The organism is Halogeometricum rufum, assembly GCF_900112175.1.
Taxonomy (GTDB): domain Archaea; phylum Halobacteriota; class Halobacteria; order Halobacteriales; family Haloferacaceae; genus Halogeometricum; species Halogeometricum rufum.
Map to the genome: position 1 here is coordinate 478,894 of NZ_FOYT01000001.1, position 20,203 is coordinate 499,096.

The window sequence follows — 20,203 nt, forward strand, 5'->3', positions numbered from 1 at the left end:
CGAGATTCAGAACAGCTAGTGACTCCCTTCATCTGATGACACCACCGTACCCCGCTCACCCTCGGAGGCCCTCGTGACGGCGAGACTGACGTACTTCGGCTTCCACGCCGTGTTCGTCCTCCCCGCACTCGCGATCCTCGGACTCGTCGTCTACCGCCGCCGCGACCGAATCGCCGCCCGCGACTGGCGGTTCCGCCTCGTCGGAACGGCCGTCCTCGCCGCCATCGCCCTCGTCTACACCACGCCGTGGGACAACTACCTCATCTCCCGCGGCGTCTGGTGGTACGGCGACGGCGCCGTCGCCGCGACGGTGTGGCTGGCACCGGTCGAGGAGTACGTGTTCATCCTCCTCCAACCGCTGGTCGTCGCGTGCTGGCTGTTCGTCCTCCCGACGCCGTCCACGGACCCCGTCGAGGTGACGAGGAGACAGCGTCTGTGGGGCGTCCTCGCGGGCGTCGCCGTCGGCGTCGTCGGCGGGGTACTCCTCGCCCTCGGCGGCGGGACGTACTACCTCGGAGCCATCCTCGCGTGGGCCGCCCCCGTGCTCGCCCTCCAGTGGGGGTTCGGGTGGCCCTACCTGTGGGCGGTGCGGCGGACGTTCGCACTCGCCGTCGCCGTCCCGACGCTGTACTTCTGGGTGGCCGACTGGTTCGCAATCTGGCTCGACATCTGGTACATCTCGCCGGCTCACACCACCGGCGTCTCCCTGCTGGGTCTGCCGGTGGAGGAGGCGACGTTCTTCCTCGTGACGAACCTGTTCGTGGTGCAGGGACTGCTCCTGTTCCTGTGGGTGGTGGACCGATGGCGGTGAGCGCCGCCGTCGGCGACGGCCGACTGCGGCGACGGCTCGCCCGCGCGGTGTTCCCGCTCCCCTGGGTCGTCCTCGCCGCCGCCGCCGCCGTCTCGCTCTTCGGCGTCGGCGTCGCCGGTCCGGCCCGGTACGTCCCCCTGTTGCTCTCCGTCGCCGTCCTCGGACTGCCGCACGGCGCACTCGACCACGTGACGCTCTCGCGCGCGCGAAACACGAGTCCAACGCTCCGGTCGCTCGCCGCCGTCGGCCTCCTGTACCTCGTCCTCGGCGGTCTGTACGCGGTGGGTTGGTTCGTCGCCCCGGCCGCCGCGTTCGTCGCCTTCCTCCTCCTCACGTGGATTCACTGGGGACAGGGCGACGTCTACCTCCTCGTCGCACTCGCCGAGGAGACGCACCTCAGGACGCGCGGCCAACGCCTCCTCGCCGCCGTCGTCCGCGGGGGGATTCCGATGGTCGTCCCCCTCGTCGGGTTCCCCGAGGTGTACCGACGCGTCGCGGCGACGACTGCCGGTCTGTTCGTCGCCGACGCGTCGTTCGCGTGGCTCGTCGCTCCGACGGTCCGCGCCGCCGTCGGCGGTACGCTCGCGGCGCTCACCGTCGCGTCGCTCCTCGTCGGGTGGCGCCGCGCGACGACCGCCGCCTCGCGCGACGCGTGGCGGCTGGACGCCTGCGAGTCCGTCCTCCTGTGGGCGTTCTTCCTCGTCGTCCCGCCACTCGTCGCCATCGGCCTGTACTTCTCGCTGTGGCACTCGGCGCGGCACCTCGCGCGACTCGCCGCCCTCGACTCGACGGCCGCGACGGCGCTCCGCCGCGGGCGGTACCGCACCGTCGTCGCCCGACTCGGCCGCGACGCCCTGCCGACGACGCTCGGCGCCGTCGTCGTCTTCGCGGCTCTCGCCCTCGCCGTCCCCGCGGGCGTCGGGAGCGTCGAAGCCGTCGCCTCGGTGTACCTCGTCCTCCTCGCCGTCCTGACGCTCCCGCACGTCGTCGTCGTCACGATGCTGGACCGGCTACAGGGCCTCTGGTGACGCGTCTCCGGCGACGGCGTCGGTTCCGGGGCCGGCGTCCGGTCGGAGAGACTGAAAAGGTTTACCCCCCTTCGTCCACAACCGTCCCGCAAGATGGCCGAAGACGTCAAACCGACTCGGAAGAACCTGATGGCGATAGAGGACCGCATCGAACTCTCCGAGCGAGGACACGACACGCTCGAACAGAAGCGTGACGGCCTCATCATGGAGTTCATGGACATCCTCGACCAGGCGCAGGACGTCCGCTCGGAACTCCACGAGGACTACGAGACGGCGCAGTCGAAGATAAACATGGCCCGCGCGATGGAGGGCGACGTGGCGGTTCGCGGCGCGGCCGCGGCCCTGAAGGAACACCCCGAGATTACGACGCAGTCGAAGAACATCATGGGCGTCGTCGTCCCGCAGATCGAGTCCTCGCGCGTGAGAAAGTCGCTCGACCAGCGCGGGTACGGCCTGCTCGGGTCCTCCGCGCGCATCGACGAGGCGGCCGACGCATACGAGGAACTGCTGGAGTCCATCATCCTCGCCGCCGAGGTGGAGACGGCGATGAAGAAGATGCTCAAGGAGATAGAGACGACGAAGCGCCGCGTCAACGCCCTGGAGTTCAAACTCCTGCCCGACCTCTACGAGAACAAGGAGTACATCGAGCAGAAACTCGAAGAGCAGGAACGCGAGGAGATATTCCGCCTGAAGAAGATCAAGGCGAAGAAGGAAGAAGAGGAGAAAGAAGAGCGCGAGGCCGAAGCGAAGGAGTCGGGCGCGGCCGAACGCGTGCCCGCCGACGACTGAGACCGACGCCGGTCCTCGCTCGCCTCGACGGCGACCACGTCTTCGGCCACCACGCGGACTCGCGCGCGCACCGGACGCCGTCCGTCTCTCTCCTGTTTCGCGCCCGCACGACTCGACTCGGTCCGACGCCGACGGCTACAGGTACGCGTCGTCGTAGCCCTCGTCGGGTTTCCGCGTGTTCCCGCAGTTCGCGCACCTGAGTCGCTCCATGCTGTCCATCGATACGTCCGTCGAGTCGCAGTTCCCGCAGTAGTAGCCGTACTCCTCGTTCAGGCCGTCGTCGAGGTAGGTGGGGACGAACGCGCCCTCGGTTCCCGACACGGGGTCGTCGCCGAGATAGACCGTCTCGCCGTCGGTTTCGACGGCGTCCGGGAACTCGTCGGTGTCTATCTCCGCGGCCGTCTCGCCCTCGCCGTCGTCCTCGCCGGCGGCCGTCCCGTCACCGTTCGCCGCATCGGCCTCTTCGGCGTAGACGTACTCGACCGTCTCGCGCCCGCCGACATCCAGCGTTCGCTCCTCGACCCGTTCGAGGCCGAACCGCTCGAAGAACGCGCCGGCGGTGTTGTTGGCGGCCATCGCGGCGGCCTGGTGGCCCGTCCCGTGACCGTGGTCCAGTTCCTCGACGGCGCGTTCGTACAGCGCCGTCCCGATGCCCATCCCGCGACGCTCGGGGTCCACGTGGAGTCGGCGGACGGTGTCGTCGTCGCCGTCCACGAGGACGACGCCCGAGACGACGCCGTCCTCGTCGGCCTCGGCGACGAAGGCGGCGTAGTCCTCGGAGTCACGACGGCGCCGTTGCTCCGCCTCGCCGAACTCGGCCTCGACTATCTGTTCGATGTCGCGCGGACTCAGCGCGTAGGAGGCGGTCATCGAACTCTCCGCCATCTCGTGAATCCGGCCCGCGTCGTCGCCCTCGGCGCGACGGATGGTGAACTGGTCGCTCACGCTCAGTCCTCCCGTTTCCGGTAGACCGCATCGGACCCGCAGTTCGGACACTCCGTCGGCAGACCGTCTTCGAGGTCACCGATTTCTCCGCAGTCGTCGCACCGCCACTGCAGGTAGCCCTCGCCGAACTCCTGTCCCGGCACCTGCTCTTGCTGTTCGGTCTCGCGTTCCTCGCGGTTCACCGACGTGACCTCCTCCTCGTCGATTTCCGGGTCGCTCACGTCCACCGCTCTGTCGCCGTCTTCGTCTTCGACTTCGGCGTCGATGTCCACCTCGAATCCGGCGGCGGTGAACCCGTCGACGACACCAAGCGCGGTTCCGTCGTCGTCGTAGACGACCATTCCTGCCTCTATCGGCGTGGCGTCCTCGCTCGTCGCTGGTTCGTCGCTCATGTGTTTGCCGTTCGGGGCACTGGCCGCTTGAGGCTGGTGGCTACCCACCTCGGACGGGTCGGTCCCGGCCCCACCGACGGACATTTGTCGGCGGCCCGCGTCGCCCCGACCGTGAACTGCGACCACTGCGACGGCGAACTCGTCGTCTTCGCCGTCCCCGCGGACCTGCGCGAGTTCGCCCCCGACGGCGGCGCGGCGGCGTCGCTGTGCGCGAACTGCCTCCGTCTGGACGCCGTCGAAGACGCCGCCGCGACTGCGGCATCCGCCGACCCGGACCCGGAGACTGCCGACGCCGCCGACGCGGACGCCGACTTCTCGGCGGTCAGCGACGCCTTCCCGTCGGGTCGCGGCGGCGTCGCCCTCGCCCTCCTCGTCGGGAAACTCGACTCGCTGGCGCTCCACCGCGCGGCCGTCGAGACGTTCGCCGACGAGGCCGAACGCGCCGGTGCCGACCCGTTCCTGACGCTCGATAGACTCGGCGGCGACGACGGCGTCGACCCGCACTTCGACTTCGAGCGCCGACGCCTGCAGTTCGAGTCGCTCGTGTCCTGACGCGGGCTAGGCGTCCTCGTCGTCGCCCGCGCCCGCGTCCCCGTCTCGACCGTCGAACGCCACCGGGTCGGCCCAGCGGTCCGCTTCGCCGACCGGTTCGACGGCGTGCGCGACTTCCGCGTCGTCGTACTCCACGTCCGACAGCGCCATGTTGAGCCGTTGCCACCGGGCGCTCCGGTCGTCCTCGCCCTCGGGGCCGACCCGCGCGCCGAACACCTTGAAGAAGCGGTCGCCCCGGTCGCGTCTGGAGCCCTCGGCGGTGTGCTTGTCGAACGCCACGTCGAACTCGCCGTCCGGGTCCAGGTCGCCGACGGGGAAGTCGGCGACGGGGTCCTCGTCGGTGCCGCGCACGTCGGCGCGGGCGGCCGCCGCGTTCCGGAAGAACTCGTCGGCGTTCGGCGACTCGCGGGACGACCGGGCGCGCGCGCACGCGAGGGCGGCGTGGACGGCGCAGATGCGACCCCGCCAGCCGTCCGGTTCCCAGCGCTCGGTCGCCAGCGTCTCGTATCGCTCGACGAGCAACGCGACGTCCTGTCCGGCCCGGAGGTCCTCGACCACGTAGAGGTGCAGGCGGTCCCAGAGGTTCCACGCGTAGCCGGACCGCGCGAGTTCCCACGCGGCCCACGCGGCGACTTCCTCGTCGGAGCGTCGGACGGCCTTCTGGAGCAGGCTCGACACGTCGTAGCGGTTGTAACCGCCGTCGGTCTCGCCGTCTCCCTTCGGTTCGCCCCAGTCGGTCGTTCCCTCGCGGGCCTCCGGCGGCGTCTCGGTGTCGAGACTGCCGTCGGCGCCGAACGTGGCTTGGCGGTCTTCGCCCATGGCGGGCGTGACGGCGCCGTCCGCAAAGTGTGGTCCGGTCTGTGGGTCCGGGGGTGCGCTACGACCGCCTCACCACGTTCCGACGGGCGACTCGTCGTCGCTCTCGACGAAGTAGACTCTGCTCCCCGGAATCCGCCGCCGCAGGTCGGCGTCCTCGCCGTCGGGCGCAACGACCCAGTAATCTCCCCGCTCGTCGTACGCGACGACGTTTTCGGACTCTTCGGTTCCCGTGTCGGTTTCGTAGACAATCTTGTGCATCGTCGGTCACTCGACAGACGGTTCCGTGACGTATCGAAGCCACGGGTCGTTCTCAGTTCTTGAGACAGCGGGGTGACACGAACCGGTCGCAGAATACGCGTTTAGACGCCCGTCGAGTAGCGCAGGATGCCGGCGACGCCGCCGAACGCGTCGTACAACTGCTCGCCCTTCTCGAAGTCCGTCGAGATGAACTTCGTCTCGGTGCCGCGCTGTTCGGCTATCGCCATCAGGTGTTCGATGACGTCCTCGCGGTCGGTCTTCTCGGCCTCCTCGCCGCACTCGGTGCACTGGTGGCCGGGGTCGCCGTGCCGCCGGTCCACGACTTCGTACTCCTCGTGGCCGTTGGGGCACTCGTAGACGACGACGTCCGAGCGCAGGTCCTCCGAGAGGAGGAGTCGGTCCACCGAGCCCATGATGAGGTTCTTGCGGGTGGGGCCGAAGCCGTAGGTGGCCTCCTCGCCCGTGTGGAGTTTCTCGAAGAACTCCTCCATCTGGGACTTGTCCTTCATCACCTCCTGGTCGGCCAGCACCTCCTGTGCGGCGTCGACGAGGTCGTACAGGCCGGACTCGTCGGTGTAGGAGACGTCGAACTTGCCGACGACGAGGTCACCGAGTTCGTGGTGGAGGTAGTCGCCGTCGAGGAACTCGTCCTTCGTCGGCGACGGGCCGCCGACCAGAATTCCGTCCATGTCGTGTCGCTTCGGGACGTACAGGTCGTTGGCCATCTCCGCCACCTCCTGATAGAAGTTGTCGATGGCTTCGAGACGCAGGCGGGCGAACCGCTGGGCGGACTGGCCACCTTTGCGCTGTTTGCCGGGCACCAGCGACGACGCCGACTTGACCGGTTCGACGCGCTTGCCCTTCAGCCACCCGACGTTCGCCTCGCGGCGGTCGAGGACGACGAGGCCGAACAGGCCCTTGTCGGTCAGCATGTCCTCTAGCGGTTGCGTGAGGAAGTTCGAGTCGCAGTGGTAGCGGAACGACTGGATGGGTTCGGGCGGGCTGTCGAGGACGCGCGTGACCATCTCCGTCTGGCCACCGCCGGAGTCGACGGCGCCGGAGAAGATGACGATGCCGTTGTCCGGGGGGAACGTGTCGTAGTAGCGCAGGCGGTCCTTGATGGAGGTGAGCGCGTCCTGCACGTTCGTCCGCGTCTGCTTGGACTTGATGTTGGACGCCTCGGAGTGCTCCTGCGTGACGTGCGCCACCACGTCGGAAATCTGCTTGTCGTCCGGGATGTAGATGGTGACGAGTTGCGTGCCGGAACCCTCGTAGTCGTCGAGTTCCTCGATGACCTTTCGGAACTCGTACTTCCTCCTGTCTGAGTTCTCCTCCGCGCTCGCCGTGTTCGTATCAGACATCGTTGTTGTGGGAAACAAGACGACCGAGACGGTTAAAGTACCGCGTTCGAAGCCGGGTCGGCGGCGCGAACGGGGTGAGATTCCGCGGTAGACGCGTTCAACCGCCTCGGACGGCCACCGACGACGCGAGGCGGGCGGACTCGCCGCCCGGTCGCACGGGCCGCTGAGCCGAGGCGGGGCGCACCCCCGCGTCGCTCCCGACGCGGTGTCCCGGCCGGTCACCCGTCCGGCTATCGACGCGTCGCCTCACTCGCAGCCCGTTCGGTCGGCTTCGTCGAGGTACTGGTGAATCCGCCGGCCCGTCTCGGTGATGGCCACCGTCCCCGCGTCGGCGTCGTGGCGAACCGCGTTCAGGTCGACGAGTTTCGGGAGGTGGACGTGGTACAGCGAGAGTTCGACGGCCTCGCTCGTCGCGCCCTCGGGGTCCTCCTCGGCGAGCGTCCGAGCGAGTTCGGCTCTCGTCGTCGCCCCCGACCGGTTCGCCAACAGTCGCACCGTCCGCCGCCGTCGCTCGCTTCGGAGTGCCGAACACACGTCGTCGAGGTCCAGACGTGGGCGAATCTTTGCCATGGTGAACGAGCGAACGACCTCATCATAACGGTTCGCCGTACTCGATTACTCTAAGAAATCGAACAGTTCCGGCCGACATCCCCGTCGGTCGCCACCGGTCAGTCGTCTCGCGTCACCGAGAGCACGTCGAGAGCGCCGTCCATGCGGACCGTCAGCGTCTCGTCGTCGACGACGACGGTCACCTCGAAGCGGTACGGGTCCGTCTCGACCGGCGTCGCGGTGACTCGACCGACGTACGCCGCGTTGTCCCACGTGAGTTTCCGGAAGGGAATCCGCTCGTCGAGGCCGTGGTCGTAGTAGAAGGCGACGACGGCCGGGTGGTTCAGCGCGGCGAACCACGTGACTGTCCGCCGACCGTACTGACAGCGCTGGCACTCGAACTCCGTCCACACCTCGTACCGACTGTCGCACTCGGGACACAGACCCGACTCGTCGGGGCGGTGGTTCGAACAGACGTCGTGCGACGCGTCGATTCGCCCCGCGCACTCCGGGCAGATTCCCTCCATCATCGGCGCGACTTTCGAGTCGTACAGGACGTGGGCGGCGTCGATGGTCTCCTCGGCGGTCCGACCGGCGAGGCCCGAGGGCGGATACTGGTAGTGCATGTACGTGCCGGGCGGGAAGTCGCCGCCGACGACGCCGCCGCACTCGGTGCAGCGGACCGATATCACCTCCTCCTCGTAGGCCATCTCGACGGTCCCGCCGCAGTAGACGCACCGCTCTTCGGTCTCGACGGGGGAGACCAACGGCGACGACGTTATGGTCCCGGTGAGCACCGCGCGCACCACCTGCTCGCCGGCGAACCGCAGGTCGTAGCCGTCGTCGGTCTTCCGGACGAAGTGGCCGACGAGTTTGTTCAGGTGGTAGCTGAAGTTCCCCTTGTCGTCGGGCGCCACCGCGTCGCGGAGTTCGGCGAACGAACGTGGTTCGGACGACTTCCAGAGTCGCTTCAGGACCTCCATCCGCGTCTCGTTTCCGAGGATGGCGAACGCCTCCGTCGCGGCGATTTCGTCGGTCTCCGTCTCGATTCCCGGTCTATCCATGCTCTCACCTCGCGGTTCGTGAGCAAATGTCTTGGGTAGTGACAGCACGCCCGCGAACGGAGGGACGGCGAGCGTCGCCCGGGACACACCTCGGAATACCTTTATATGTTCGACGTGGGAGAGTCCGAACGACTAGATATGGGATGGGTGTACGCAGTCGTCAGCGCGAAAGGGGGCGTCGGGAAGACGACGACGACGACGAACCTCGCGGCGGCCCTCGCCGCGTCGGGAGCGGACGTCGCCGTGGTCGACGGTGACCTCGGGATGGCGAACCTCGCGGGGTCGCTGGGCGTCGATTCGTCGGGGGCGACCCTCCACGACGTGCTGGCGGGGGAGGCAGAACTGGACGAGGCGACCCGAGAGGGGCCGCACGGCATGACCGTCGTTCCGGGGTCGCCCGACTTGGACGCCTTCGCCCGCGCGGACCCGGAGGGGCTCGAAGCGGTGCTGTCCGGACTCGGGGAGACCCACGACTACGTGTTGCTCGACACCGGTGCGGGACTCAGCAACGACACCGTCGTCCCGTTGACCTACGTGGACGAGGCGCTCCTCGTCTCGACCACCGGCCGCGACGCACTCGGGGACACCGAGAAGACGCGACAGGTCGCAGCGCGCCTCGACGTGCCCGTCGCCGGCGTCGTCGTGACTCGCGCGAACCCCGACGACCCGGGCACGGGAGCCGTCGAGTCGACGCTCGACGCCACCGTCCTCGCCGTCATCCCGCGCGCGGACGTGGTCCGCGACGCGGGCGACGCGGGCGAACCGCTCACGACGTTCGCCCCCGGAAGCACCGCCGCGTCGGCGTACCGCGCGCTGGCCGCCGACCTGACCGGCGAACCGCTTCCGGACGCGCACGCGCCGCCCGAGGCGGACCCGGCGGCCGGCGACGACGACGCCGAGTCGACGGGGGACGCGACGGCCGGCCACGAGGACATCATCGTCGCCGGCGACCACGAGGCGGACGGCGAACGAGCCGACGAGGCGGACCCGCCCGAGGCAGTCGCCGCCGCGACGGCGGACGGGGAGACGGCCGACGAGGAGGCGACGGGGGCCGACGACCCGCTGGCCGACCCGACGGCCGATTCGGACGCCGACGCCGGGTCGGCTCCCTCGCCCGAGGCGGACCCACTCGTCGAAGTCGGCGGCGTGTCGGGGGACGACCCCGGCCCGGCCCCGGACGCGGACGCCGCGGACGAACCCCTCGTCCAGACGGGCGCGGTGGGCGGCATCTCCGCCGACGGACCGGCCGCAGACGAACCGGCCGCGGACGAACCGACGGACGACGACCCCCTCATCGAGACGGCCGAACCGGGTGACGCCGACGGCGACGCGACTGACCCCGACGCCGAGGTGACCGACGCCGACGAAGACATGACCGACGCCGCCGCCGACGACGCCGACGGGGACGAGGCTGAGACGGACGACGCCGACGGGGAGCAGAACGACGGCGAGGAGGGCGTCTACACCACCTCGCTGGCGGACGCGCAGGACGAACCCGAGGAGAAGGAGGAGAAGAAGGGGCTGTTCGGCCGCTTCCTCGGCTGAGCGGTCGCACGACGCCGCGAAAGGAGAAGTTCTTTTACTCGTCTGTGAGGAGTCGTCGGTATGGCTGACTCTGGCTCGAACGTCCCGTTCTGGTGGATACTTCTGTTCGTCCTCCTCGCACTCGGTGCGGGCGCAGGAATCGTCTTGGCTGTCGGCGGGTCGCTCGTCTCCTCCGGCGCGGGCGCGTTGCTACCTCTCCTCTGAGACGGACGCGCGGCACCGCGCGGACGACTGGCGCGCGTGACCGCTGCCGTCTACATCGACTCGGGCGCTTCGATGCCGAGCGTGTAGAGCGCGTTCGCCACCGTGTGTCGGGCGGCCTCCACGAGTCCGAGGCGGGCGGCGGCGACGGCGTCGTCGTCGGCGTTGAGGACCGAACACTCGCGGTAGAACGTGTTGAACGTCTCCGCGAACTCCCGGACGTACGTCGCGACCACGTGCGGTTCCAGGTCGTCGGCGGCCCGTTCGACCGTCGCCGGGAAGCGGGCGACGACGCGAATCAGGTCCCGTTCGGCCTCGGTGTCGAGGAGTGAGACGTCTGTCGACGGTTCGATGCCCGCGGCCTCGGCTTCGCTCTGGATGCCGCAACAGCGCGCGTGGACGTACTGGACGTACGGCGCGGACTGCGCCTCGAAGTCGAGGGCGCGTTCCCACTCGAACGTGATACCCTTCGTCGGCTGTTTCGAGACGATGTCGTAGCGGACGGCCCCGATGCCGACCTGCCGGGCGATGCGGTCGATGTCCTCCTCGTCCAGTTCGTCGTCGCGGATGCGCGAGTCCAGACGGTCCTCGACCTCTTCGCGGGCGCGGGCGACGGACTCGTCCAGCAGGTCGTCCAAGTCCACGCCCGTCCCCTTCCGGGTGGACATCCCGCCCTCGGGGAGGTTGACCCACGAGTAGAACGTCTGCCGGAGTTGGTCGGTGTCGTTGCCCAGAATCTCCAGCGCCGCGTTCAACTGCTCGGCCTGCAGTTTGTGGTCCTCGCCGAGGACGGTGACGGCCTCGTCGTACTCCTCGAACTTCCACTCGTGGTGGGCCAAGTCGCGCGTCGTGTAGAGCGTCGTCCCGTCGGACCGGAGGAAGACGAGGTTCTTCTCGAAGCCGAACGCCGAGAGGTCGAGTTGCCATGCGTCCTCCTCGTAGACGGCGTGTTCGGTGTCCTGCAGGCGGTCGACCACGCTGTCGGCGTCACCGTTGCGGATGAACGTCGTCTCCTTGACGAACTCGTCGAACTCCGCCGGGAGGCGTTCCAGCGACTGCCGCATCCCGCCGAGCACCTGGTCGACGACGACGGCGACGCGTTCGTACGTCTCCTCGTCGCCGGCCTCCAGCCCCTGCATTATCTCGGCTATCTCCGCCTCGGCGGCGGCGAGGTCCTCGTCGTCGGCTTCTTCGAGGTACGCGTTGCCCTTGCGGTAGTAGCGGACGAGTTCGTAGTCCGAACGGTCGCGTTCCGGTTCCGGGAGGTCGGACTCCTCGAACGTCTCGTACGCCCACGTGAACACGGCGACCTGTCGGCCGGCGTCGTTGACGTAGTAGTGTCGCTCCACGTCGTTGCCGGCGAACTCCAACACGCGCGCGATGGCGTCGCCGAGGATTGGGTTGCGCGCCCGGCCGACGTGGACCGGTCCCGTCGGGTTCGCGGAGGTGTGCTCGACGACCACGTCCTTGCCGGTGTCCGGCAGGTGGCCGTACGCCTCCTCGCGGCCCGCTTCGAGGGTCTCGGCGTAGTAGGCGTCGCTCACGAAGAAGTTCACGTAGGGACCCTGCGGTTCGGCCGATTCGAGGTAGTCGTACGGCGTCGCGTCTATCTCCTCGGCGATGTCCACGGCCACCTTCGGCGGCGGCGCGCCCACCTCGCCGGCCAGACGGAAGGCGACGCTGGAGGCGAGTATCGCTGGCACGTCCTCCGGCGGTTCTTCGACGCCGAGGTCGTCGGTCGGCAGGTCGAGCGAAGAGAGCGCGGTTTCCACCGCGTCCTCGACCTCCGAACGGAGTGCTCTGAACATACCCGCCCTTCAGGAGGTGCGGCTAAAGGCCTTTCCGAACGCCGTCAGCGCCGTTCGGGCGGCGGTGCCGCGACCGACACAGTTACCCCGGAACCGTCCGAATTCCGAACCGAACCGAGGGTTTCGCTCGCTCCGCCGTCACCATCTCAATTATGGGATGCATCTCACATCCGGTACGCTTATCCGTGTTTACTCCGAACTGTGAGTGATGTCAGAATCGGCACAGGCCGCCGTCGGGTACGACGAACTGGCCGCGCTGAAGTTCGTCGCCCTGGAGGGCGGTCGAACCGGCCCCGTGAAAGTCTCCTGCTCCGGGCTCGCCGACCGTCTCGCGGCGTCGACGCAGACCGCCTCGCGCCGCCTCCAGCGACTGGACGAGGCGGGGTACGTGGAACGCGACGTGGTGTCGGACGGCCAGTGGGTCTCGCTCACCGAGAGCGGCGAGGCGGCACTCCACCGCGAGTACGCCGACTACCGCCGCATCTTCGAGTCGGAGAGCGCCGACAGCGTCGAACTCACCGGCACCGTCACCAGCGGGATGGGCGAGGGTCGTCACTACATCTCGCTGCCGGGGTACCAGGCGCAGTTCGAGGAACGCCTCGGCTACGAACCGTTCGCCGGCACGCTCAACGTCGAACTCACCGAGGAGAGCGTCCGCGCCCGCGCCGCGATGGCGTCGCTGGAGGCCGTCCCCATCGACGGCTGGGAGGACGAGGACCGGACGTTCGGTCCGGCGACGTGCTACGCCGCGACGGTCCGCCACGCGGGCGAGTCGTTCGAGACGGCGCACATCATCGTCCCCGAACGCACCCACCACGACGAGTCGCAGGTGGAGATAATCGCCCCCGAGAAACTCCGAGACGAACTGGGACTGGACGACGGCGACGACGTGACCGTCGTCGTGGAGGCGGTGTAGATGGCGCAGCGAACCGACGACGCCCTCTCGCGCGCCCTCGCGGCGTTCCGCGCCGGCGAACCCGTCCTCGTGCACGACTTCGACGACAGGGAGGGCGAGACGGACATCGTCTACCCCGCGGGCGCCGTCGGACCGGCGGACGTGGCCCGTCTCCGCAACGACGCGGGCGGCCTCGTCTGCGTCGCCCTCTCCGACGCGGTGAGCGACGCCCTCGACCTGCCGTTCCTCGACGACGTCATCGACCATCCGACGGCCGTCGACCACCAGTTGGCGTACGACGACCGGTCGTCGTTCTCCCTGCCGGTGAACCACCGCGACACGTTCACCGGAATCACGGACGAGGACCGCGCGCTCACCATCTCGGAACTGAGCACGGCCGCAGAACGGGCGCTCGCGGGCGACTACGGTGCCGACGACTTCGCCGCCGAGTTCCGCTCGCCCGGCCACGTCAACCTCCTCCGCGGCGCCCCCGAGTTGCTGGCCGACCGACAGGGCCACACCGAACTCGGCCTCGCTCTCGCCGCCGCGGTGGACCGTCCGCCCGCCGTCGTCGTCTGCGAGATGCTCGACGACGAGACGGGGGAGGCGCGTTCGCCCGCCGCCGCCCGCGACTACGCCCGCCGAAACGACCTCGTGTACGTCGAGGGCGAGGACGTGGTCGAGCGACTCGGCTGAGGGACTACCGCCAACTCCGCTCCGGCTCCCAATCGAGCATCCGCGACGCCTTCTCGGTCGAAATCAGCGCCTCGTGCCCCTCGAACTCCCGTCGCCGTTCTACCTCCGAGTACACTTCCTCGACCAACTCCGCCGTCGGCACGTCCGCGCTGGTGTCGCGCGCGGCGGCGAAGAACCGCTCGTGGCCCTCGAAGTCGGCGGCGACGGCCCGCCGGACCAGGTCGGCGGCGTCCTCCTGCGCGAGGTAGGAGAACAGCGTGTTGCGCGCCGTCTCGAAGTGCCCCGCCTCGCGGAGTCCCGCCGGGGTCCGGTCGGCGCGTTCGAACGTCTCGCGCATCTGCTCGTCGCTGGGCATCCACGGGAACCGAATCGAGGCGACGGTCTCGGGGCCGTCGGCCCGGTGGGCGAACCCGTCGGCGGTCACCTCCAGCACCTGCTTGCCCATCCCGTACGGGTTCGACGGCGACACCGGGTGCGACTCGTCGAGGGGGAGGTACGAGAGGCGAATCCCGTCGGGTTCGAAACTCGCGCCGACCGCCGACAGACTCGACGCGAGGACGACGGTGTCCACGTCGAGGGCCTCGGCGGCCTGCAGGACGTTGTACGTGCTCATCGCGTTGCTCTCGAAGACGACGTGTCCGGGGTCGTGGTCGGGCGTCGACAGCATCCCGAGGTGGACGATGGCGTCGGCGTCGGCGGTGGCGAACGCGCCGTACGCCTCGCCCGCGTCGGTCATGTCGGCGCGCAGGTCGGCGTCCGCTCTCGTGTCGCCGCCCGACCGCGAGACGTTGACCACGCGGTGGCCGGCGGACTGGAGCGTCTCGACGACGGTCGGACCGATTCGGCCGGTGCCGCCGGTGACCGCCACCGTCTCGGGCGCCGTCGACGTGCCGGGTGCGTCTGCCGTGTCGAACTCGGACTCTGACATTCGTCTGTCTCAGACGCACACCGGCCGAAAAAACCCAGCGGGCGGTTCCGACTCGCTCCGTCTCTCCCGCGTCGGACGACCGAACCGCGACACCCCCTCGCAGACTACAGATTCTTTTATATCCCGACGCGAAAAAGCACGGGACATGGGATTTGACGAGATGGACGTCGACACCATCTGGATGGACGGCGAATTCGTGGACTGGGACGACGCCCAGATTCACGTGCTCACACACGGACTCCACTACGGAACCGGCGTCTTCGAGGGCGTCCGCCTGTACGACACCGAGAAGGGCCCCGCGATATTCCGCTGGGAGGAACACCTCGAACGGTTCTACGAGTCCACGAAGCCGTACGAGATGGATATTCCCTTCGAACCGGCGGAACTCACCGAGGCGACGGTGGACCTCCTGCGCCGGCAGGACCTCGAGGCGGCCTACATCCGGCCCATCGCCTTCTACGGCTACGACACCCTCGGCGTCTCGCCCGGCGACTGCCCGACGAACGTCGCCATCGCGGCGTGGCCGTGGGGCGCGTACCTCGGCGAGGACGCCCTGGAGAACGGCATCGAGGTGATGGTCTCCTCGTGGCGCAAGCACTCCTCCAGCCAGATTCCGACGAACGCGAAGACGACGGGCCTGTACGTGAACTCCCTGCTCGCGGGCGAGGAGGCGCGCCGCAACGGCTACCGCGAGGCCATCGTCCTGAACAAGGAGGGCAACGTCGCAGAGGGTCCCGGCGAGAACATCTTCCTCGTGCGCGACGGCGAACTGTTCACGCCCGGTCTCTCCGAGAGCATCCTCGACGGCATCACCCGCAACACGCTCATCACGCTGGCCGAGGAACGCGGCTACGAGGTCCACGACAACGTCTCCATCAGTCGCGGCGAACTCAACACCGCCGACGAACTGTTCTTCACCGGCAGTGCGGCCGAAGTCACGCCCATCCGTCAGGTGGACAACGTGGAGATCGGGGACGGCTCCCGCGGCCCCGTCACCGAGGAACTCCAGCAGGCGTTCTTCGACCTGGTGGAACGCCGCACCGACGACCACGACGAGTGGTTCACCTACGTCTGAACTGACCCGCTCGGTCTCCGCTCTCCGCGCTCACTCCGCTTCGACTATCGCCGTCGCCTCGACTTCGACCAGCAACGCGGGGTCGATGAGACGGCTCACCTCCACCATGCTCGTCGCGGGCCGCACGTCGCCGAACGCCTCGGCGTGGGCGTCGCCGACGGCCTCCCAGTCGTCGATGTCGGTGACGTACATCCGCGTCCGAACCACGTCCGAGAGGGCGGCACCGGCCTCGGTCAGCGCCGACTCCACGTTGTGTAACGCCCGCCGCGTCTGTTCGCCCGCGTCGCCCTCGCCGACGATTTCGCCGTCCGCGTCCGTCGCCGTCGTCCCCGAGACGTGGACGTGCGGGCCGACGCGCACCGCTCGCGAGTAGCCGACGCGCGCTTCCCACTCGGTCCCCGAGGCGACGTGTCTCCGTTCCATGTGGCGTCCCCGCCCGGTCGCAGCAAAAGTCTGTCGCGGGGTCCGAATCGGCGCCGCCGTCGCTACCGCTTTCGCTCCTCGTCCACTTCGATGTCTATCGCGGCCGACGTCTCGTCCTCGGCGAACCCGGCCGAGAGGATGCGCGTCAGGGCCTCCTCGACGCGTTCGTTCGTCTCCGTCAGGTCCTCGGGTTCGACCTCCATCACGAACCCGGTGGTGATGTTCGGCGCCGTCGGCATGAAGACGACTTCCCGGCCGTCCTGCGTCGTCTTCCCCGTCTTGAACGCCGTCATCCGAATCCCGGGCCACACTTCGAGTCTGACGGGCTTCTGCAGGTCCTCGGTCCCCGTCAGCGCCGTCTCCACGGCGAGTTTCGAGGCGTTGTACAACACGCGGATCAGCGGCACCCTGTTCATCGTCGCGTCGATGCCGGACTCGAACAGTCGGCCGGCGGTCGTCCGCATCAGGTAGCCCACCGAGAGGACGAGCATGACGAAGACGACGATGGCGACGAAGAAGCCGTACGGTTCCTGCAGTTCCTTGATGACTGGCAGCCTGACGATACTGTTGTAGAGGATGCTGAGGACGTACAGAATGACGAGAATGGGGACGAGTACGACCAATCCGCTTGCGAAATCGCGTCTCCACGAAGACATCTATCGGTGAGTAGGTGAAGCCCGAGGGTTAAGAGGGCTTCTGTCCGGGTATCGCGGGCCGGCGCTCAGACGCCCGCGACGGCGCGCAGTGCGAACAGGAGGTTCTCCTTTCGCTCCCGGACGCGCCGGTAGAAGTACGACATCCACTTGTCGCCGTACGGCGCGTACTGCCACACCTCGCGGCCCTCGGCGGCGAGTTCGCGTTGCGCATCCTCGCGGACGCCCATCAGCATCTGCACCTCGAACGCCCGGTCGTACTCGGCGGCCAGTTCCTCGGCGGCCGCTATCATCTTCGGGTCGTGACTGCCGACGGCGATGCCGCCGACGTACTCCTCGAAGAGGAACTCCAGATACTCCTCGTACTTCTCGTTCACTCTCGACTTCTGTTTGTAGGAGATGTCGGGGTCCTCGTCGTACGCGCCCTTCACGAGTCGAATCTTCCCCGGCACGTCGGACAGACGCTCCAGGTCCTCCTCGGTCCGCTTCAGGTTCGCCTGCACGCACTGCCCCACGTCGCCGTCGTACTCGCGGGCCACCTCCTCGAACACGTCGAGGGTCACGTCGGTGGTGTCGGCGTCCTCCATGTCGCACCAGACGAACACGTCGTGGTCCGCACCCGCCTCGGCGATGCGGTGGTAGTTCTCGCGGAACGCCGCGTCGCTCACGTCGATGCCGATCTGCGAGGGCTTCACCGAGACGCAGGCGTCGAGTCCAGAGCCGTCGATGTCTGCTATCAAGCGCTCGTACGCCGCCGTGTCGGCGTCCGCGGGCGCCCGTTCGTCGTAGTGTTCCCCGAGGAGGTTCAGGATGACCTTCACGCCCTCCTCGTTCGTCCGTCGCGCGTGGTCTAAGGCCGCCGCGGCCGTCTCCCCGGCGACGAACCGACTGGCGATTGGAGGAATCATCGGTCCCGTCTTACGGTCGTCCAGTAATCAGGGTTTTCGTTCACCGTTTGGGAGGTGTCGGCGGCGCGACGGAATCACCGGGGCTTTTGTCCCGCGTGCCGACGCCCCCGTATGGTCATCGAACTCGTCGTCGGCGCGTTCTGGGCGATGCTCCCCGCCTACGTGCCGAACAACGCCGCCGTCCTCGCCGGCGGCGGCGCGCCAATCGACGGCGGACGGACGTGGGGCGGTCGTCGAATCCTCGGCGACGGCAAGACGTGGCGCGGGACGGCAGTCGGAACGCTCGTCGGGTTCGCCCTCGCGTTCCTCTGCAACGCCGCCGCCGACCCGGTGGGGTCCGCACTCGGCGTCACGCTCCCCCGTTTCTCGACGCTCGGCGCGTTCGGCCTCGCGTTCGGCGCAATGCTCGGCGACGTCGCCGCCTCGTTCCTCAAGCGTCGGACCGGCCGCGAACGCGGCGCGGCGTTCCCCGGACTCGACCAACTCGACTTCGTCGTCGGCGCACTCCTCCTCGCGGCCGCCCTCGACTTCGCGTGGTTCACGGGCACGTTCACGCTCCCCGTCCTCGGCGTCGTCCTCGTCGTCACCCCGATTCTCCACGTCACCACGAACGTCGGCGCGTACTATCTGGGACTGAAGGACGAACCCTGGTAACCCACCTTTTCGCAGGTTCGGCTCGCGCTTCGCGCGACCGCTCGTCGCAAAAAGCTGGACCAAAACCCTCCCGCGAGGCGGAGTCTCGCGGTACGGCATCGGTGTCCTCCCGCCACCGCACCACCTCCGCACTGCGTCGCCTTCGCCCCTGAACCAACCCGTTTAAGCGCCTCGGTGGTCCCTCTCGAAACGACATGGCGAACGACGAACTCATCGCGGCCCTTCGGGACGCCGACGCGGTCCGGTTCGGCGAGTTCGAGTTGTCCCACGGCGGCACCTCGAACTACTACGTGGACAAGTACCTGTTCGAGACGGACCCCCACTGCCTCCGTCTCATCGCCGAGGCGTTCGCGGAGAAACTCGCAGGCGCGGAGAAACTCGCGGGCGTCGCACTCGGCGCCGTCCCCCTCGTCGCCGTGACGGCCGCCGAGATGGACGTCCCCTACGTCATCGCCCGCAAGAAGGCCAAGGAGTACGGCACGGCCAAGCGCATCGAGGGGCGCCTGACGGAGGGCGAGGAAGTCGTCGTCCTCGAAGACATCGCCACCACCGGAAACAGCGCGCTCGACGCCGTCGAAGCGCTTCGCGAGGCGGGGGCCGTCGTGAACCGCGTCCTCGTCGTCGTCGACAGACAGGAGGGCGCCGCGGACCGACTCGCCGAGGCCGACGTGGAACTCGACGCCCTCGTCACCGCCGAGGACCTCCTCGCGGACGCCGACCGACCGGAGTAACCGCGTCCGCGACCCGCCGGTCCCGCGTCTCGCTTCACCGTCCCGCACCGTTTTCGCGCCGCTCCGGCCCCCGACGTAGTCGTTCTCCGCTGCGCCGTCACACCGCCGCGCGAACCGTCCGCGGCCGGAACGGTACTGATTCACGTACATGCTGATTCCCTCCTTCGAAACGTATCGAAGTATTCATACTTGCGTAATCACGAGTCACGGGGTATGAACAGAGCGGAGAAAGCGGCCCTCCAACTGCAGGCCGTCGCCGTCCTCCGGATGCTCAAGGAGACTCGGACGTACGACGAACTCGCCGACCTGACCGGACTCCCGGCGGGGGACCTCAACCGCTACGTCAACGGACACGTCCTCCCGGGCGTCGAACGCGCCCGCGACGTCGTGCAGGGCGTCGGCCGCGACGCACTCGCGACGGAGTTGGAGAGTCGCGTCGAGTTCGACGACGAGGGCTACGTGGACAACTCGGGCGTCGTCTTCGACCAGTCGTTCCTCGACCTCGTCGCGCCCGTCGCGGCGAACACGCTCGGCTTCGAACGCCCGGACGTGGTGCTCACGGCGGCGACGGACGGCATCACCCTCGGGGCCGCGATGGCGAGTTACTTCGACGCGCGCGTCGCCTACGCCAAGAAGTCAAAGGAGACGGCCGTCGAGGAGTTCATCGAGTCCCGACAGCGTCTCGCCTCCGGCATCGAACTGACGTACTACCTCCCCGCCCGCGCCATCTCGGCGGGCGAGAGCGTCCTCATCGTGGACGACCTCATCCGGTCGGGCGAGACGCAGGAACTCCTCCTCGACATCGCCCTCCAGTCGGAGGCGAACGTCACGGGCGTCTTCGCCCTCATCTCCGTCGGCACCGAGGGCATCGACCGGGCGCGCGACATCACGGAGGCGCCCGTCGGCGCACTCACCACGTTCGACGCCGACTGACCCGCCGGCCGCGCGGCGGGTCGCCGGATCCCCACTCGTTGCGAACACCACGAATTGCATATTCGTGGTTCGGTTTCGGCTCTCACACCGTCAGATGACGGGATTCTATACACGTACGTGCTCAAAAACCGCCGATTAGATGGTAACGCTTATGTTTGAAATCGTGATTATGCTCAGACGTGCAT

The 20,203-nt window shown here is 68.4% G+C and carries 24 protein-coding genes; 12 read left to right on the top strand and 12 right to left on the bottom strand.

Annotation, left to right across the window (positions count from 1 at the left end; genetic code table 11):
* The first annotated feature begins 73 nt into the window (after positions 1-73).
* From BM310_RS02450 to BM310_RS02460, 3 genes are all read left to right on the top strand, one after another.
* Positions 74-811, top strand: coding sequence for a lycopene cyclase domain-containing protein (locus tag BM310_RS02450; RefSeq protein WP_089804279.1), 738 nt, complete (start codon positions 74-76; stop codon positions 809-811).
* Entirely contained in the window at positions 802-1,839 is a 1,038-nt protein-coding gene (locus tag BM310_RS02455; RefSeq protein WP_089804282.1) for a Brp/Blh family beta-carotene 15,15'-dioxygenase, read from the top strand. The genes BM310_RS02450 and BM310_RS02455 overlap by 10 nt, the downstream gene beginning before the upstream one ends.
* 93 nt (positions 1,840-1,932) lie before the next feature.
* Positions 1,933-2,628: a V-type ATP synthase subunit D gene (locus BM310_RS02460; protein ID WP_089804284.1), complete on the top strand. Its 696-nt coding sequence runs from the start codon at positions 1,933-1,935 to the stop codon at positions 2,626-2,628.
* A gap of 135 nt (positions 2,629-2,763) precedes the next feature.
* On the opposite strand, the gene BM310_RS02465 is transcribed toward BM310_RS02460, so the two are convergent.
* Positions 2,764-3,573: a GNAT family N-acetyltransferase gene (locus BM310_RS02465; RefSeq protein ID WP_089804286.1), complete on the bottom strand. Its 810-nt coding sequence runs from the start codon at positions 3,571-3,573 to the stop codon at positions 2,764-2,766.
* A gap of 2 nt (positions 3,574-3,575) precedes the next feature.
* Entirely contained in the window at positions 3,576-3,965 is a 390-nt protein-coding gene (locus BM310_RS02470; protein ID WP_089804288.1) for a DUF7130 family rubredoxin-like protein, read from the bottom strand.
* Between the two features lie 111 nt (positions 3,966-4,076).
* On the opposite strand from BM310_RS02470, the gene BM310_RS02475 reads away from it, so the two are divergent.
* Positions 4,077-4,517: a DUF6276 family protein gene (locus tag BM310_RS02475; RefSeq protein ID WP_089804290.1), complete on the top strand. Its 441-nt coding sequence runs from the start codon at positions 4,077-4,079 to the stop codon at positions 4,515-4,517.
* A 6-nt stretch (positions 4,518-4,523) separates the two neighbouring features.
* Here BM310_RS02475 and BM310_RS02480 read toward each other — a convergent pair whose 3' ends face one another.
* The 5 genes from BM310_RS02480 to BM310_RS02500 form a co-directional block, all read right to left on the bottom strand.
* The gene (locus tag BM310_RS02480) at positions 4,524-5,336 is read right to left on the bottom strand and encodes a hypothetical protein (RefSeq protein ID WP_089804292.1); all 813 of its coding nucleotides are present in this window, start codon (positions 5,334-5,336) and stop codon (positions 4,524-4,526) included.
* Positions 5,337-5,405: 69 nt separating this feature from the next.
* Positions 5,406-5,594, bottom strand: coding sequence for a hypothetical protein (locus tag BM310_RS02485; RefSeq protein ID WP_089804294.1), 189 nt, complete (start codon positions 5,592-5,594; stop codon positions 5,406-5,408).
* Positions 5,595-5,695: 101 nt separating this feature from the next.
* Entirely contained in the window at positions 5,696-6,955 is a 1,260-nt protein-coding gene (gene prf1, locus BM310_RS02490; RefSeq protein ID WP_089804296.1) for a peptide chain release factor aRF-1, read from the bottom strand.
* 246 nt (positions 6,956-7,201) lie between these two features.
* Complete coding sequence (locus tag BM310_RS02495) at positions 7,202-7,525, bottom strand: DUF7344 domain-containing protein (protein ID WP_089804298.1); 324 nt, start codon at positions 7,523-7,525, stop codon at positions 7,202-7,204.
* Between the two features lie 98 nt (positions 7,526-7,623).
* Positions 7,624-8,568 carry a winged helix-turn-helix domain-containing protein gene (locus BM310_RS02500; RefSeq protein ID WP_089804300.1) on the bottom strand — a complete coding sequence of 315 codons (945 nt, stop codon included), beginning with the start codon at positions 8,566-8,568 and terminating at the stop codon, positions 7,624-7,626.
* Positions 8,569-8,706: 138 nt separating this feature from the next.
* On the opposite strand from BM310_RS02500, the gene BM310_RS02505 reads away from it, so the two are divergent.
* Complete coding sequence (locus tag BM310_RS02505) at positions 8,707-10,113, top strand: nucleotide-binding protein (RefSeq protein ID WP_245778418.1); 1,407 nt, start codon at positions 8,707-8,709, stop codon at positions 10,111-10,113.
* Positions 10,114-10,173: 60 nt separating this feature from the next.
* Positions 10,174-10,317, top strand: a complete 144-nt coding sequence (locus BM310_RS21195) for a hypothetical protein (protein ID WP_177232513.1) — start codon at positions 10,174-10,176, stop codon at positions 10,315-10,317.
* 50 nt (positions 10,318-10,367) lie between these two features.
* Here BM310_RS21195 and argS read toward each other — a convergent pair whose 3' ends face one another.
* Positions 10,368-12,122, bottom strand: coding sequence for an arginine--tRNA ligase (gene argS / locus BM310_RS02510; RefSeq protein ID WP_089804305.1), 1,755 nt, complete (start codon positions 12,120-12,122; stop codon positions 10,368-10,370).
* Between the two features lie 208 nt (positions 12,123-12,330).
* On the opposite strand from argS, the gene BM310_RS02515 reads away from it, so the two are divergent.
* Together BM310_RS02515 and ribB are read left to right on the top strand one after the other, a co-directional pair.
* A complete protein-coding gene (locus tag BM310_RS02515; protein WP_089804307.1) occupies positions 12,331-13,038 on the top strand; it encodes a DUF120 domain-containing protein in 708 nt (235 codons plus the stop codon).
* Entirely contained in the window at positions 13,039-13,713 is a 675-nt protein-coding gene (ribB, locus tag BM310_RS02520; protein WP_089804309.1) for a 3,4-dihydroxy-2-butanone-4-phosphate synthase, read from the top strand.
* A 4-nt stretch (positions 13,714-13,717) separates the two neighbouring features.
* Here the strand turns inward: ribB and BM310_RS02525 are convergent, their stop codons facing one another.
* The gene (locus tag BM310_RS02525; protein WP_089804311.1) at positions 13,718-14,641 is read right to left on the bottom strand and encodes an NAD-dependent epimerase/dehydratase family protein; all 924 of its coding nucleotides are present in this window, start codon (positions 14,639-14,641) and stop codon (positions 13,718-13,720) included.
* Positions 14,642-14,786: 145 nt separating this feature from the next.
* On the opposite strand from BM310_RS02525, the gene BM310_RS02530 reads away from it, so the two are divergent.
* Complete coding sequence (locus tag BM310_RS02530) at positions 14,787-15,716, top strand: branched-chain amino acid transaminase (protein ID WP_089804313.1); 930 nt, start codon at positions 14,787-14,789, stop codon at positions 15,714-15,716.
* A gap of 30 nt (positions 15,717-15,746) precedes the next feature.
* Here BM310_RS02530 and BM310_RS02535 read toward each other — a convergent pair whose 3' ends face one another.
* The 3 genes from BM310_RS02535 to BM310_RS02545 all read right to left on the bottom strand — a co-directional run bounded on the left by BM310_RS02535 (position 15,747) and on the right by BM310_RS02545 (position 17,700).
* On the bottom strand, positions 15,747-16,139 hold the full coding sequence (locus BM310_RS02535) for a RidA family protein (RefSeq protein WP_089804315.1): 393 nt from the start codon (positions 16,137-16,139) through the stop codon (positions 15,747-15,749).
* Between the two features lie 62 nt (positions 16,140-16,201).
* Complete coding sequence (locus tag BM310_RS02540) at positions 16,202-16,795, bottom strand: DUF502 domain-containing protein (RefSeq protein ID WP_089804317.1); 594 nt, start codon at positions 16,793-16,795, stop codon at positions 16,202-16,204.
* Positions 16,796-16,860: 65 nt separating this feature from the next.
* Positions 16,861-17,700 carry a proline dehydrogenase family protein gene (locus tag BM310_RS02545; protein WP_089804319.1) on the bottom strand — a complete coding sequence of 280 codons (840 nt, stop codon included), beginning with the start codon at positions 17,698-17,700 and terminating at the stop codon, positions 16,861-16,863.
* A 111-nt stretch (positions 17,701-17,811) separates the two neighbouring features.
* On the opposite strand from BM310_RS02545, the gene BM310_RS02550 reads away from it, so the two are divergent.
* From BM310_RS02550 to BM310_RS02560, 3 genes are all read left to right on the top strand, one after another.
* Positions 17,812-18,354, top strand: a complete 543-nt coding sequence (locus tag BM310_RS02550; RefSeq protein ID WP_089804321.1) for a CDP-2,3-bis-(O-geranylgeranyl)-sn-glycerol synthase — start codon at positions 17,812-17,814, stop codon at positions 18,352-18,354.
* A 194-nt stretch (positions 18,355-18,548) separates the two neighbouring features.
* Positions 18,549-19,085 carry an orotate phosphoribosyltransferase gene (gene pyrE, locus BM310_RS02555; RefSeq protein WP_089804322.1) on the top strand — a complete coding sequence of 179 codons (537 nt, stop codon included), beginning with the start codon at positions 18,549-18,551 and terminating at the stop codon, positions 19,083-19,085.
* Positions 19,086-19,298: 213 nt separating this feature from the next.
* The gene (locus BM310_RS02560; protein WP_089804325.1) at positions 19,299-20,018 is read left to right on the top strand and encodes a phosphoribosyltransferase family protein; all 720 of its coding nucleotides are present in this window, start codon (positions 19,299-19,301) and stop codon (positions 20,016-20,018) included.
* The last annotated feature ends 185 nt before the right edge of the window (positions 20,019-20,203 follow it).